The organism is Duganella sp. GW822-FHT06D06, from assembly GCF_058799615.1.
The window spans coordinates 123,296-138,173 of sequence record NZ_JBXALQ010000013.1 but is presented as its reverse complement, the minus strand read 5'-3'; the positions used below and the strand labels follow the sequence as shown (position 1 = coordinate 138,173).

11 protein-coding genes are annotated in these 14,878 nt (G+C 68.2%); 5 read left to right on the top strand and 6 right to left on the bottom strand.

Annotated elements, in window-relative coordinates; all coding sequences use genetic code 11:
- Window positions 1-7 precede the first annotated feature (7 nt).
- The 4 genes from AC1RMD_RS22240 (at window position 8) to AC1RMD_RS22225 (ending at window position 5,503) form a co-directional block, all read left to right on the top strand.
- Window positions 8-2,446 (top strand): TonB-dependent receptor plug domain-containing protein, encoded by a 2,439-nt coding sequence (locus AC1RMD_RS22240; protein WP_492929469.1) that lies wholly within the window; start codon window positions 8-10, stop codon window positions 2,444-2,446.
- Between the two features lie 137 nt (window positions 2,447-2,583).
- Window positions 2,584-3,441, top strand: coding sequence for an alpha/beta hydrolase (locus tag AC1RMD_RS22235; protein ID WP_492929467.1), 858 nt, complete (start codon window positions 2,584-2,586; stop codon window positions 3,439-3,441).
- 113 nt (window positions 3,442-3,554) lie between these two features.
- The gene (locus AC1RMD_RS22230) at window positions 3,555-4,787 is read left to right on the top strand and encodes a helix-turn-helix domain-containing protein (protein WP_492929465.1); all 1,233 of its coding nucleotides are present in this window, start codon (window positions 3,555-3,557) and stop codon (window positions 4,785-4,787) included.
- A gap of 50 nt (window positions 4,788-4,837) precedes the next feature.
- Window positions 4,838-5,503 (top strand): Vgb family protein, encoded by a 666-nt coding sequence (locus AC1RMD_RS22225; protein ID WP_492929463.1) that lies wholly within the window; start codon window positions 4,838-4,840, stop codon window positions 5,501-5,503.
- Between the two features lie 6 nt (window positions 5,504-5,509).
- Here AC1RMD_RS22225 and AC1RMD_RS22220 read toward each other — a convergent pair whose 3' ends face one another.
- Window positions 5,510-5,878 (bottom strand): nucleotide pyrophosphohydrolase, encoded by a 369-nt coding sequence (locus AC1RMD_RS22220; RefSeq protein WP_492929461.1) that lies wholly within the window; start codon window positions 5,876-5,878, stop codon window positions 5,510-5,512.
- Between the two features lie 175 nt (window positions 5,879-6,053).
- Between AC1RMD_RS22220 and AC1RMD_RS22215 the strand changes: the two genes are divergently transcribed.
- Window positions 6,054-6,935, top strand: coding sequence for a head GIN domain-containing protein (locus tag AC1RMD_RS22215; protein WP_492929459.1), 882 nt, complete (start codon window positions 6,054-6,056; stop codon window positions 6,933-6,935).
- On the opposite strand, the gene AC1RMD_RS22210 is transcribed toward AC1RMD_RS22215, so the two are convergent.
- The 5 genes from AC1RMD_RS22210 to AC1RMD_RS22190 all read right to left on the bottom strand — a co-directional run bounded on the left by AC1RMD_RS22210 (window position 6,919) and on the right by AC1RMD_RS22190 (window position 14,839).
- On the bottom strand, window positions 6,919-7,929 hold the full coding sequence (locus AC1RMD_RS22210) for an alpha/beta fold hydrolase (RefSeq protein ID WP_492929457.1): 1,011 nt from the start codon (window positions 7,927-7,929) through the stop codon (window positions 6,919-6,921). The genes AC1RMD_RS22215 and AC1RMD_RS22210 overlap by 17 nt on opposite strands.
- 33 nt (window positions 7,930-7,962) lie before the next feature.
- Window positions 7,963-10,254: a putative bifunctional diguanylate cyclase/phosphodiesterase gene (locus AC1RMD_RS22205; protein ID WP_492929455.1), complete on the bottom strand. Its 2,292-nt coding sequence runs from the start codon at window positions 10,252-10,254 to the stop codon at window positions 7,963-7,965.
- Between the two features lie 91 nt (window positions 10,255-10,345).
- The gene (locus AC1RMD_RS22200) at window positions 10,346-10,978 is read right to left on the bottom strand and encodes a GIN domain-containing protein (protein ID WP_492929453.1); all 633 of its coding nucleotides are present in this window, start codon (window positions 10,976-10,978) and stop codon (window positions 10,346-10,348) included.
- A gap of 171 nt (window positions 10,979-11,149) precedes the next feature.
- A complete protein-coding gene (locus tag AC1RMD_RS22195; protein ID WP_492929451.1) occupies window positions 11,150-11,443 on the bottom strand; it encodes a PsiF family protein in 294 nt (97 codons plus the stop codon).
- Window positions 11,444-11,512: 69 nt separating this feature from the next.
- The gene (locus AC1RMD_RS22190; RefSeq protein WP_492929449.1) at window positions 11,513-14,839 is read right to left on the bottom strand and encodes a DUF4214 domain-containing protein; all 3,327 of its coding nucleotides are present in this window, start codon (window positions 14,837-14,839) and stop codon (window positions 11,513-11,515) included.
- Between the last annotated feature and the right edge of the window lie 39 nt (window positions 14,840-14,878).

Sequence of the window (14,878 nt, the reverse complement as noted above, 5' to 3'; positions counted from 1 at the left end):
ATTCACTATGCATAAGGCCATACTCAAGACCGGCGTCGCCGCCGTGTTGTCCACCCTGTCGCTGGGTTCCGCCTGCGCCGCCGATGCGGCGGAGGCAGCCGCCGGCGACGCCGCCGTCAGCGCGGTGATCGTCACCGGCACCCGCTCCAGCGGCATCAAGGTGGAGAACAGCGCCTCGCCGATCCAGGTGCTGGACGCGGCCTCGCTGCAGCGCACCGGCCAGCCGGACCTGATCCAGGCGCTGGCGCAGAACCTGCCGTCGTTCACCGCGCAAGCCTTCGGCGGCGACACCGCCAACCTGACCCTGTCGGCGCGCCTGCGCGGCCTGAGCCCGAACAACACGCTGGTGCTGATCAACGGCAAACGCCGCCACGGCACCGCCAACCTCGCCGTGCTGGGCGGACCATACCAGGGCGGCGCCGCGGCTGACCTGAACTACATCCCGGTATCGGCGATCGACCACATCGAAGTGCTGCAGGACGGCGCCGCCGCCCAATACGGCTCCGACGCCATCGCCGGCGTGATCAACATCATCCTCAAGTCGAACAACCATGGCGGCACCGCCAGCGCCACCGGCGGCGGCTACTCCGACGGCGGCGGCCGCACCGGCGACGCCTCGGCCAACATCGGCGTCGAACCGTTCAAGGACGCCTTCCTGAGCCTGACCGCCGAATCCAAGTACCACGGCTACAGCGACCGTGGCGGCATCGACCCGCGCGTGATCACCGCCGCCAACATGGCGGCCTATCCGGGCATGTTCCAGCAGGCCGGCTACCCGCACGTCAACCACATCTCGGGCGACGCGCAATACCACCTGAACGTCCTGGCGGCCAACTTCGGCTACGACTTCGCGCCGGACAGCCAGCTGTACGCCATCGCCACCTGGGGCCACAAGGAAGCGCGCGCCTACGAGAACTACCGCCTGCCGAGCCGCCTGCCGAAGGTCTATCCGACCGGCTTCTCGCCGAAGGAAACCATGAAGCAGGACGACTTCGCGCTGACCGGCGGCGTCAAGGGCGTGCTGGCCGGCTGGAATCTGGACCTGAGCTCCACCTACGGCAAGGACACCAGCAAGATCGGCGTGGCCGACTCGGGCAACGTCTCGCTGTTCAACGACACCGGCAGCACGCCGACCGTGTTCCGCGCCGGTTCCTTCATCGCCAGCCAGCTGACCACGTCGCTGGAAGCGAGCCGCGAGTTCGCGGTCGGCTGGGCCAAGCCGCTCAACGTGGCGGCCGGCCTGGAGCACCGCATCGACAAGTACGAGATCGAAGCGGGCGACGCCGCCTCGCGCTACAAGGAAGGTTCGCAGTCCTATCCGGGCTTCTCGCTGACCGACGCCGGCAGCCACCGCCGCACCAACGAAGCGGCCTACATCGACCTGGCCGGCAACCCGGTTGCCGACCTGACCTTGGACCTGGCGGCCCGCTACGAACACTTCTCCGACTTCGGCAACGCCAAGGTCGGCAAGTTCACGGCGCGCTACGACATCTCGCCGGTGGTGGGCGTGCGCGGCACCTTCAGCAACGGCTTCCGCGCGCCGACCCTGGCCGAGGAATATTACTCGGCCACCAACGTCGGCCCGACCACCGCCTTCGTGCAGCTGGCGCCGAATTCGGCCGGCGCCAAGCTGGTGGGCGTGGACGGCCTGAAGCCCGAACGCTCGACCAACTTCAGCCTGGGGCTGGTGCTGAATCCGGCCGCCAACCTGGCCATCACGCTGGACGCCTACCAGATCAAGATCCGCGACCGCATCGTCGGTTCCGGCGCCTTGTACGGCTCGGGCGGATCGGTCAACTCGCCGGCGGTTGTGGCGGCGATCAAGGCCAACGGCAATGTGCTCGACAGCACCGTCAGCCAGACCGGCATCAACATCTTCTCCAACGCGGTCGACACCCGCAGCCGGGGGCTGGAGTTCGTCGCCACGCTGAACCAGAGCTACGGCACGGCGGGCAAGGTGGACTGGTCGGTGGCGGCCAACTACAACAAGGTTGAAGTCACCAAGATCAACCAGGCGCCGGCCCAGCTGCTGCCGCAAACGCTGCTCGACAAGACCGCCATCTCCGACCTGGAGACCGCGTCGCCGAAAGTGCGCGTCAACCTGGGCGCGTTGTGGAAGATCGGCGCCTGGACCATCAACCTGCGCGAAGCGATCTACGGCAAATCGTCGGAGTACGGCAGCGAAGACGGCTCGGTGTATCACCTGACCGAAATCTCGGCCAAGGCGATCACCGACCTGGAGGTGGGCTACAAGCTCAGTCCAGCGTGGTCGGTGGCGGTCGGCGCCAACAACCTGTTCAACAAGTACCCGGACGGCGTGAACCCCTTGCTGCTGGCCGACCAGCGCGCGGCCGGCGACAACGCGGCGGTGAACGTGCTGCCATCGTTCTCGCCGTTCGGCATCAACGGCGGCTACTACTACGTCCGCGCCAACTACAAGTTCTAACCCCCGGGGGTCAAGTCTGACATTCGGACACGAGTTCTGCCGTAGCGACCGATACGGCAGAGTTTGTGTCCGATTGTCAGACTTGACCCCGGTGTTTTTGCGTGTAGCATTGCGCTATTCTTTTTTGGAGCGCATGTATGTCGATACCTACGGACGGGACTTTGCCGGCGCCGATGACCTTGCCGGATTACCTGGCGTTGAGCGGCCCCGCGCCGACGCTGCATGTGGCCTACGGCGCGGCGCCGTCGCAGTTCGCGGAGCTGTTCCAGCCGGCCGGCGATGGCTTGTTCCCGGTGGCGGTGATCGTCCACGGCGGCTGCTGGTGCAAGGAGTATGCCGGTATTTCGCAGATGCGCAATATGGCCGGCGACCTGCAGCGGCAGGGCATCGCGGTCTGGAATATCGAATACCGCCGCTTCGACGAGGAGGGCGGCGGTTATCCCGGCATGTATCACGACGTCGCCACGGCGCTCGATCATCTGCGCGCGCTGGCGCCGCAGTGGCGGCTGGACCTGGCGCGCATCGTGCTGGTCGGGCATTCGGCCGGCGGCCATCTGGCGCAGTGGGCCGCCGCGCGCGCCCGTTTGCCGCGCAGCAGTCCGCTGTACGTGGCCGAGCCGTTGCCGGTCCCGGTCGTCATCAGCCTGGGCGGCCTGGCCGATCTGCGCAACGAGGAACAATTGATCAAGACCAGCTGCGAGCGCGACGTGGTGCAGCTGGCCGGCGTCGCCAGCGCGGCGCGGCCGGATATTTTTTCGGATACCTCGCCGGCCGAGCTGCTGCCGTGCGGCGTGCGCACGGTGCTGATCCACGGCGAGCTGGACACCATCTCGCCGCTGCGCGCCGGCCACGACTACGCGCGCCGCGCCCAGGCGGCCGGCGACCAGGCCGAGGTGATCGTGCTGCCGGGCGGCAGCCATTTCGACGAGGTGGCCGCCACCTCGCCGTCGTGGACCATCGTCTCGGCGCAGATCCGCAAGGCGCTGGGCCACTAAGGCCGCGATACCAAGGTGGCGCCGCAGCGCTGGGCCGCCGCGCCGCCAGCGCCGCTGCGGCACCGTTCGCGCCGCGCCGCAGAGTCGGCGGCGCGCCGGTGTATGCTGTCGCCATGGATTCCCTGATCGCCGCCTCCGCGCGCGCCCTCGCAGCCGGTGATGCGCTCGGCGCCCTCAAACGCGTCGCCCTGCGCGACGATCCGCCGGCCCTGGCCTTGCGCGGCATCGCCATGGCCCAACTGGGCGAGCACGGACGCGCCCGCGAACTGCTGCGGCGCGCCGCGCGCGGCTTCGGCTCCCATGAGGAATTGTCGCGCGCCCGCTGCGTGATCGCCGAGGCCGAGGTGGCGCTGGCGGTGCGCGATTTCGCCGGCTCGCCGCGCGCGCTGGCGGCGGCGCTGGTCACGCTGGAGGCCCACGCCGACCGCGCCAACGCGCTGCATGCGCGCCTGATCGCGGTGCGCCGCCTGCTGTTGCTGGGTCGCCTGGAGCAAGCCGGCGCGGCGCTGGCGCTGTTGGACCCGCGCGGCCTGCCGCCGGCATTGGAGGCGGTGGCGGAACTGGCGGCGGCGGAACTGGCGCTGCGCTCGCTGCGCATCGCGCTGGCCCGCGCGGCGCTGGAGCGCGCCCAGACGGCGGCCGCGCGCGCCGGCATCCCGGCCTTGCTGGCCGAGGTGGCGGAGGCGCGCAGCGCGTTCGGCCGGCCGGCCGCCCGCCTTCTGGCCGCCGGCGCCGAACAGACGCTGCGATTAGATGAAGTGGCCGCGCTGCTGGCCTCCGACACGCTGGTGGTCGACGCCTGCCGCCGGGGCGTGGGCACAGGCGCCGAATGGCGCCCGCTGGCGCGGCGGCCGGTGCTGTTCGCGCTGGCGCGCGCGCTGGCCGCAGCCTGGCCCGGCGACATCGCCCGCGAAGCCCTGATCGCCGCCGCCTTCAACACCCGCGACCCCGACGACACCCACCGCGCCCGCCTGCGGGTCGAGATCGGCCGCCTGCGGGCGCTGCTCAAGGCCCAGGCGGGCATCGAGGCCACAGCCTGCGGCTTCGTCCTCAAGCCGCTGGGCGGCGGCGCGGTGGCGGTGCTGGCGCCGCCCATCGACGGCGAGCAGGGCGCGCTGCTGGCCTTGCTGGCCGACGGTGCGGCCTGGTCGACCTCCGCGCTGGCGCTGGCGCTGGACGCCAGCCAGCGCACCGTGCAGCGCGCCTTGGCCGAACTGGAGGCGGCCGGCCGCGCGCGGCCGATCGGCCAGGCGCGTACGCGGCGCTGGCTGGCGCCGCCGCTGGCCGGCGCCATGGCACAATTCACGACAATCTTGTTACTCCCCGCCGCGCTGCCGTTGGCATAAAGTTCTGTTGCGGCGCCGATCCGCGGCGCACCAACCACCAGGAGGCAGCAATGAACGCGAACAGCAACACAGCCCAGCTTCAAGCCAAGGCGCGCCCGGCCGAGATCGTGCGCGAATACGGCCCCTTCGACGGCGTCGAACGCATCCACGGCGTCACGCACGACGGCCAGCGCGTCTGGGCCGCCACCGGCGCCCACCTGATCGCCTTCGACCCGGCCAGCGGCGCCACCACCCGCACGCTCGATGTCGCCGCCGACGCCGGCACCGCCTTCGACGGCACCTATCTGTACCAGATCGCCGAACGGCGCATCGACAAGCTCGACCCGGCCAGCGGCAAGGTGCTGGCCTCGATCCCGGCGCCGGGCGACGGCTACGATTCCGGCCTGACCTGGGCCGAGGGCAGCCTGTGGGTGGGCCAGTACCGCGACCGCAAGATCCACCAGGTCGACCCGGCCACCGGCAAGGTCCTGCGCAGCATCGCTTCCAACCGCTTCGTCACCGGCGTGACCTGGGTCGACGGCGAGTTGTGGCACGGGACCTGGGAGGGCGAGGAGAGCGACATCCGCCGCGTCGATCCGGCCAGCGGCGAAGTGCTGGAACGGCTGGAGATGCCGGCCGGCGTCGGCGTCAGCGGCCTGGAGTCGGACGGCGCCGGGCTGTTCTACGCCGGCGGCGGCGGCAGCGGCAAGGTGCGCGCGGTGCGCCGGCCGACGTGAGGACGCTCAGTATTGGTTGTACTTGCGGGCGTCGCCGCGCACCTGGTCGGCCGGGTACTTGGCGGCGTTGAGCGCCATCTTCTCCAGCGCGGCGGCGTGCAGGTCGACGCCGCTCTTGTCGGCCAGCTGCACCAGGTACAGCAGCACGTCGGCCAGCTCGTGGCGGATGCCGGTGCGGCGGGCGTCGTCCAGCTCGGCGTCGGCGCCGGTCTGCAGCCACTGGAAATGCTCGGCCAGTTCGGCCGCCTCCACCATCAGCGCCATCGCCAGGTTCTTCGGCGTGTGGAACTGCTGCCAATCGCGCTCGGCGGAGAATTGGCGGGTCAGGTCGCGCAGGGCGATCAGGCTGTCGGTTGGCGCGGTGGGAGAGGTCATGGTCGTTGCTGGCGGGGCTGGTGGATGGCGTCATGATAGCACCCGCCGGCGCCGGATCTGAATACCGGTTTTGGGCCGTCTGTTCCCCGTTTTCTGCCGTTCGTCGCACGGCGCGGACGGCGCCCCGGCGCTGGCGCTACAGTGGCGGCACTATAACTTCAGGGACGACCCCATCATGCGTACTGCCATCTCCATCGCCGTCATCACCGCCTTCGCCACCCTCGCCGGCTGCGCCGTCATCGTCGTCCCGGACGATGGTAATGGCAACGGCGGCGTGCGCTACAGCTCCGCCTTCGGCAGCTCGGCGGTGCAGGGCAACGGCCAGCAGACCACCGAACGCCGCGACGCGGCCAGCAGCGACGGCATCGACATCAACGGCCCGATGCAGGTCGAAGTACGGGTCGGCGACGCCACCTCGCTGCAGGTGGAAGGCGACAGCAACCTGCTGCCGATGCTGCGCACCGACTCCAGCGGCGGCGTGCTGCGCGTCTGGGTCGAGGGCAACATCCAGAGCGCCCACCCGCTGCGCGTGATCTACACCACGCCGCAGCTGCGCCAGATCGACGCCAACGGTTCCGGGCGCCTGACGGTGACCGGCTTGAACGGCGGCCCGCTGAGCCTGAGCCAGAAGGGTTCGCGCCAGATCCAGTTGTCGGGCAGCGTCAGCCGCCTCGAGGTGCGCGTCACTGGTTCGGGCAGCATCAGCGCCTCCGGCCTGCAGAGCGGCGCCACCGTCGCCAGCCTGAACAGCTCCGGCCGCCTGGACCTGGGCCGCCTGAACGGCGACTCGCTGAACCTGGACATCAAGGGCTCGGGCGGCGTCAACGCCAGCGGCAGCGTGCGCAGCATGAACGTGCGCGTGTACGGTTCGGGCAGCGCCGACCTGGCCGGCTTGACCAGCCAGAGCGCGGAACTGGTGTCCTACGGCTCCGGCAGCATCTCGGCCGGCGTCAGCCAGTCGCTGGTGGCCGACGCCACCGGTTCCGGCCACGTCACCGTGTACGGCAACCCGACGCAGCGCAGCATCAGCGGCAAGCGCGTCAGCGTGATGCAGTAAGCACGGCGTCGGCGGTCGCCGGTTCGCGGCCGCCGTCGCCGTCGCCGTCGTCATTGTGCGCCGCCAGCGCCAGTTGGCGGCGGAACTCGACGTAATCGCCGGCGCTGCGGCGCGGCGCCTCCAGCATCGGCAGGTGGCCGATGCCGGCCATCAGGATCACGCGGTGTTCGCCGAACAGCGCGGCCAGCGTGGCCGCGCCGGACGGATGCAGGATGCGGTCCTGCGCTCCCCAGACGATCAAGGCCGGCGTGCGCAGCCCGTGGTACTGCTGCTCCAGCAGCGGCGACGCCACCACCTGGCGCATGATCTCCGTGTGCAGCGCGAAGTCGGCCACCGCGCGCCGCGCCAGTGCCGTGCGCACCGAATACGGCAGGAAGAATCTGCGGTGCGCGGAATACGCCAGCAACTGCGCGAAGTCGCGCTGCGTCGGCACCAGCAGCGGCATGGCGCCGCTGGCGCGGTAGACATCGAGCACGACCGAACTCTGCGCCGCCGCCGTGCCCGCCGCATCGAGCAGCCACACGCTGGCCACCCGCTCGGGATGGCAGGCCGCGAACTGCGCGGCGATATAGCCGCCCATCGAATTGCCCCCCAAATGGATACGCCCCGGCGCATGGCGCTCGAGGAAGACGCGCAGCCGCTCGACCTGGTCGGCGATGGCGTAGCCGGCCTGCGGCGCGCGGCCGGCCTCGCCGAAGCCGGGCAGGTCGGGGATCAGCACGCGGTAGCGCGGCGTCAGGAAGCGGGCGATGCGGGTGAAATTGTCCTTGTCGCCGGCGAAGCCGTGCACCAGCACCAGTACCTCGCCGCTGCCGCCCTCCAGGTAGGGCATGCTGAAGCCGGGCAGGGCGCCGTCGCGCCGCCGCAGGCCCGCGCGCCGGCGCTCCAGCGCCATGCCGAGACGGGCCGCCGCCAGCGGCGCCACCCGTTCGAACAGCAACAGCGCGGCGGCCAGCGCCGCCAATAAGATAATAATGATATAAATGATATGCATCGTTGCGTCCTTGATTCACCTTGAAGCGGCGGCCTATGCGGCCGCCTCCGCCGTTTTACCCTGCAAGCGTTCGATCAGCGCCGCCAATGGCATCGGCCGCGCGTACAGGTAGCCCTGCATGCAGTCGCAGGCGTGGGCCACCAGGAAATCGGCCTGGGCCTGGGTCTCCACGCCCTCGGCCACCACCCGCAACCCCAGATGGCCGGCCATCGCCAGGATGGACTGCACCAGCGCGCGGCTGTTGGCGTCTTCCGGCGTGTCCATGATGAAGCTGCGGTCTATCTTCAGTTCATACAGCGGCATTTTCTTCAGGTAGGCCAGGCTGGAATAGCCGGTGCCGAAATCGTCGATCGAGAAGCGCAGCCCCAGCGCCGCCAGCTGGTGCATGCGCTCTATGGTCTGGTCCATCTTGTCGATCAACAGGCCCTCGGTCACCTCCAGCACCAGCATGGCGGCCGGGGCGCCGCTGTCGGCCAGGGTGCGCCGCACCACCTCGACGAAGTCGGCCTGGCGGAACTGGGTCGGGCTGACGTTGACCGACAGCGGCATGGCCAGTCCGGCGCGCTCGAGTTGCAGCACCGCTTCGCAGGCCTGGCGCAGTGCCCACGTACCCAGTTCGACGATCAGTCCCGATTCCTCGGCCACCGGGATGAACACCGCCGGCGGCACCATCTGGCCGTCGGCCAGCGGCCAGCGCATCAGCAGCTCGCCGCCGACCGCGCGGCCGCCGCGGTCGACCTGGGCCTGCACGTGCATCTGCAACTGGCCGGCCGCCAGCGCGGCGGCCAGGTCGCGCTCCATGCTCAGGCGCCGCTCGAGCTCGGCCTGCATCGCTGTCTCGTAGAAGGCGATGCCGTTGCGGCCCTCGGCCTTGGCGCGGTACATCGCGGTGTCGGCTTCGCGCAGCAAGTCCTGCGCGCTCTGGCCGCCCCGCGGCAGCATGGTCACGCCGATGCTGGCGGTGGAGTTGTAGGTCTGGCCCTCGATCTCGAAATCCTGGCCGATGGCGGCGCGGATCTTTTCCGCCACGGTGGAGGCGGCGTGGGTGGCGCCGTGCAGCTCGTGCGCCAGGTGGCCCAGCAGCACCACGAATTCGTCGCCGCCGATGCGGGCCACCGTGTCGGCCTTGCGCATCAGCTGCGACAGGCGGGCGGCGGCGTTGCGCAGCAGGGCGTCGCCGATGGCGTGGCCGCGCGCGTCGTTGATGGTCTTGAAGCGGTCGAGGTCGATGAACATCACGGCGCTGTAGGTGGCGCCGCGCTCGGAGCTGGCCAGCAGCTTGTCGATGCGGTCCATCAGCAGGCGCCGGTTGGGCAGGCCGGTCAGCACGTCGAAGAAGGCCAGGCGGTGGATGTCGTCCTGCGATTTCTTGCGCTCGGTGATGTCGCGCTCGACCGCCACCCAGTGCGTGTTGACGCCGCCCTCGTCGGCGAACGGCACCAGCTCGGTCTCGACCCAGTAGGCTTCGCCGTCCTTGGTGTAGTTCAGCAGTTCGGCGCGCACCGCCTCGCTGCGCGCCATGGCGCGCTCGATATGCTCCAGCACCGCCGCCTCGGTGTCCGGCCCTTGCAGCAGGCGCAGGCTGCGGCCCAGCACTTCGCCGCGCCGGTAGCCGGTGCGGCGCTCGAACGCTTCGTTGACGAAGATGATGCGCTGGCCCGCCTCGCCGCCGGCGCCGTCCGGCTCGACCTGGGCGATCAGCACCATGTCGTTCAGGCGCGACACCGCGGCCGAGGTCAGGCGCAGCTCGGCGTTCAGCGCCGACAGTTCGTGCTGGTGCTGTTGCAGTTCGTCGAAGGAGCGCGCCAGGTGTTGCAGCAGCACGGCGCACGACAGGGTCAGCACCGCCGTCATGAACATGAAGTTGAGCGTGATGATGGCGGCCTTGAGGAAGCCGTAGTCCGGCAGGCCCTCGATGCGCAGCTGGGAGTTCTGCTCGAAGCCGACCACCATCACCGCCAGCCCGGCCACGCCCAGGGTCCACAGCGCCGGCCGCAGGCCCAGCAGCAGCGCCGCCAGCACCGGGATGGCCATCAGGTAGATCTGGCTGACCGGCCCGACCTTGAGCAGCAGGCCGATGCCGACCACGAAGGCGACCAGCAGGAAGTTGACCACGCGCAGGGTGTAGGACAGGCGGCGCAGGCGCCAGATGCCGGCCAGCCACAGCAGCGCGACGATGTCGATGACGACAATCGACCACATGCCTTCGCTGGCCGCCAGCAGGATGCTGGGGATGGCCGTGGCCGTGCCCAGCAGGAAGACGACCAGCAGCAGCTTCGCAAAGATTTGCGCGCGCCAGTGCGCGATGTCGTTCGGCACAGCCACGTGTGAGCCTCCGAGGTGCGTTGCGGGTCTTGGTGTTTTGATAGTACCCGCAATCGCCCGGCGTGTCAGCTGGGCAAGTTAGTCGGTCGAATCAGTCCCTGGCGTTGACGCTGCCGATGCCGGCCACCGACTTGTTGACGGTCTTCGGGTGGCCGTAGTAGTCCAGTTCGCCCATGCCCTTGGCGACCGCGTTGAGCAGCTCGGTGGCATGCACGCTGACGTGGCCCACGCCCTCGAAATTGACGTCGACCCGTTCGGCCACTAGCGACTTGGTATCGACCTCGCCGACCCCCTTGGCGTTGACCCGCAGGTACTTGACCTTGCCGTTGGCCACCAGGTGGCCGGCGCCCAGGTAGCCGATGTCGAGGCGGTCGGTGTTGACCTTGTTGAGGATGGTTTCGCCCGCGCCTTCCACCTTGACCCGGCTCAGCGCCGGCACGGTGATGGTGATGCGCGGATTGGTCTTGCCGGACTTGAAGGTCTTGTCCGCCATGGTGATCAGCAGTTCGTTGCCGACCACCTCGGTCCGGAGCGAGCCGACGAACTGCTCGTCGCCGCTGACCACCACCGACTGGGTCTTGCCCACCTCCACCGTCATGGCGAAGGCGCCCTTGGCGTTGATGGCGACGAAGGACGCCAGCTGGCGGGTCGATTCGGCGGCCGAGGCGGCGGCGCTCAGGGCGAACAGGGCAGGGATCAGGACGGCGGCAGCGGTACGGCGCATGGATTTCCTCGGTGGGTTGTCAATTTAAACAAAGTGAATTTTACTTAAGCTGGCCGCCGCTGCCGACAACTTTGCGATAAACGGTCAAAATCCGGGGATGTGTTGCATTATGGATACGTTCAATGGCGGGCCGGGGCCGCGCCATTGAAGCTTGCCACGCCGTCGGGCGGCTTATTTGCTGGTCAGGCATTCCTTCATGAAGGCCTTGCGCTCGTCGCCTTTTTTGCCGGTGGCGTCGGCGTTGCATTTCTTCATCTTGTCCTGCTGCGTCATTTTCGGCGCCGGGGCGGCGGCGTCCGCGCTCAGGCATTGCTTCATGAAGGCTTTGCGGTCGTCGCCTTTTTTGCCGGTCGCATCGGCGTTGCAGGTTTTCATCTTGCTTTGCTGGGCGGTCGGCTCGGCGGCGCTGACGGCGCCGCACAGGGACAGGATCAGGCTGGCAACGAACAGTTTTTTCATTTTCATTTCCCCGAAAGTTGAGTGAAGGTATGGACAGCGTTTGCTTGCCGCATCCAGACTATACGACAATTGCCGCTAGCCGGCGGCCGGAATGTAGTCGAAGCCGTTGCGGATCTGGCCGATCAGCGCGGCCTGGTTTTCCTGGCCGTCGCTGAAGAACGCCAGGGCGTCGCCGCGGGTCAGGCCGTCGTGCAGCACCTGCAGCCAGTACGCCTTGCCGCCTTGGTCCGGCGCCCGGTGCAGCACGTTGCTGTAGAGCTGGGTGACATAGGCGTCGTCGCTGAGGTTGCTGCCGTACAGTGTCTGGAACTCGGCGCTGCTGGCAAAGAAGCCGGCGGCCGACCTCAGGCTCAGGCCCTGGTCCATGACGTTGATCCAATAGCCCAGGCCGCCCTGGTCCGGCGCGCGGTTGAAGGCGGCCTGGTACAGGCGGTAGGCCTGGCCGCCGACGCCGTCGATGTCGAGCGCGATGCTCGTGTCGTGGAAATACAAGCGCTCGACGCCGTCGAGGATGTCGGCGCTGGCGCCGTAACGGGTGATCTCGGCGTGGCCGTCGCGCTGAACGATGTCGTATAGCGACCCGGAGTCGTCATACACCACCGCATCGATGCCGGCGCCGCCGTGGATCGCGGCGCCGTTGGACTGGCCGATCAGGAGGTCGTTGCCGTCGGTGCCGGCGCTTGCCGCCGCGACGGTGGTGAAGCTGGTGTGCAGGCCCGCAAAATGATTGCCGGCAAGGTCGCGGAGCGCGCCGGCTGCGATGTCCAGCGTGTAGGTGGCGCCGGGGCGGAGGTGCCACTGCGTGCTCAGGTCCAGGTGGGTGCCGGCGGGCGTCGCGTTCGCGTAGGAGTCGAAGGCGACTTCCTGGCCGGCACTGTCCCGTAGCACGATGCCGCCGGCGTTGGCTATCTTGATCTGCTCGGTAAAGTCCAGCGCCAGGAAGTGGAAGATGCCGGCGGCCACAGCGGTGTCGGGCGGCGCCGCCAGTTGCGGCGCGGCGCCCAGCTTGCTGGCCGCCAGCGTGTAGCCGCCGGTGGCGTTGAGGTCGGTGAAGTAGGCGTGCACCGACAGGTAATAGTCGCCGCTGCGGGCGGCCTTGTAGCCGAACGCGCCGCCATACGTGGCGCTGGAATGGGCGACGGTCACACTTTGGGCGTCGTACAGCGACGCGGCATAGGCGTATTTCGGATTCAGGCCGTGGCTGGCGCTGCTCTGCAACTCGAACTGGTAGGACTCGCCTTGCTGCAGCGTCACCTTGAGCGTATCGTCGTCACCGGCATAATTGAGCACGCCGCTCACCTGGGCGCCGATCGCCAGGCTGCTGGCGTTGTCGCCGTAATGCACATAGTCGTCGCTGCCCAGCGACGTGGCGGTCAGCTTGTAACTGTTGGCGCCATCGTCCGGGCGCGCGCTGACGGCCAGGTAAATGTCGCCGGTGACGTCGGCGACGTAGAGCTGATAGGTGTTGTCGCTGTCGTTGAGGTGGGGGGTACGGACACTGAGTTGACCGTGTTGCCCATCCGTGCCCCGCAAATCGGGCAGCTTGCCGCCGGGCGCATGCTCCAGCAGGAATCCGTAGTACTGGCCCGCGACCACCGCGACCTTGAAGACGTCCTGGTCGATGGGAACTTCCAGCTTGCCGCTGAAGGCGATGCCCGAATCGAGCCGGGTCGCGCCGGCCGGCTGGTCGCTGACATCGTCGGACGCGCTCAGCGCGGCGCTGACGACATAGCCGCCGGTTTGCTGGCCGGCCGCCACTTCGATGTAGTAGGTGCCGCTGGCGGCGGCGCGATACGATAGTGGCGAACCGCTGGCGCTGCTCGCCTGCAGCTGGCCTTGTGCATCGACCACATTCAATGTGGTGGTGTAGCCGCTGTTAAACAATGCCGACCCCGCGGCCGGTTTCAGCGACATGGCGTAGGTCGCGCCGGCCGCCAGGGTGATCGCGAACCAGTCGCGGTCGCCGCCGTGTTCCAGCATGCCGCCGACGCTGCCGCCGACGGCGAGCTTGCCGGCGGCGGCGGCGGTGGCGCCGACATCGTCGGCCGGCGCGGTGGCGCTCAACGTGTAGGTGCTGCCTTGATCGCCGGCGACGCTGATGTAGTAGTCGCCCGTGGCGCTCGCCGTGAAGCTGGTGTTGGCCTTCGTATCGGTGTGGGTCTTGACGACCTGCTCGTACTTGTCGCTGACCTTCAGCGAGTTGGCGTGGCCGGCCTGCGCGTTGTTCAAGGTCAGCAGGTAGTTGGTACCGGCTTGCAACGCGACTTTGAAGACGTCGACATCGTGCTCGAAGTTGATCTTGCCACCGATGGCGGTGCCCAGCGTCATCGGCGTGGCGCTGCCCGTGGTGTCGCCAAAGTCGTCCGGGATCGGCTTGGATGCCTTGAGGGTGTACGAACCATATCCTGCGTGACTTGCGCCGTAGTACGCGACCAAGACCGCAAAGGTGCCGCTGGTGTCCGCCTTGACGGTCACGCTGTGGGCGCCGGCGCCGTTGGCCGGCAACGCCGAATAGGACATCGTCCGGCTTTGCTCGTCGAAGACGGCAAAGCTCAGGATGTCGCTATCGCGCGCATCGCCCGACAATTCCAGCGTGTAGGCCTGCCCGGCGCTCACGCGGAGGTTGAAACAGTCCGTGTCGGAAATGTAATCCAGCTTGCCCGTCATCTGGCCGCCAGGCAACAGGATGCCGGCGCTGCTGTTGTCCTTGGAGTAGTCGTCCACCTGGTTGACCACCAGCAGCGCATAGTCGCCCGCGACGTTGCTGCCGACGGCGATAAAATAATCGCCGCTGGCAGCGGGTTCTAACGGGTGCTTGTTGTCATATAACTGCTTGCCGTTGGCGTCGTAGATTCCGAACATGCCAGACAGGACGGAGCTGTCCGGGGAGGAGAAGGTGTAGTGCTGGCCTGCCTCCGCGTGGAACTTGTACCAGTCGACATCGCCGGCGACGTCGAAGCGTCCGGTCATGGTGACGCCCGCGGCCAGTACGCCGGTGGTGTGGATGTCCGCCGATAAAGCGTCCGGTTGCGGGACTGCTGCGGAGACTGAATAGCGGATGCCCGCGAAGTTGGCGCCGGCCGGGTAGTACTCCGCCGACAAGAAATAATCGCCGCCGACGGCCGGCTTGTATTGGAAGGCCGGGCCGCTGCTGTCGCTGCCATAGTGCCAACCTGTCAAGGTGTTGCCCTTGGCATCTTTCAGAGCCAATATTGCATAGTTCAGTTTGGCGTTGCTGCCGGGCGCCGGCGTCATCGCGAACACATAGTTGGTTCCTGCATCCAGGTGGATCCTGAACCAATCTAAGTCCAACTCGTTTTCAAACATGCCCAGTGCGCTGCCGCCGACGGTGAGCGTACCTGTGGTGGATGGGGTGCTGCTGTAATCATCGGTGTTGGACATGAGGCGAGGCGCGGCGCGTGGGAAAGGTTAAGGTTTCCA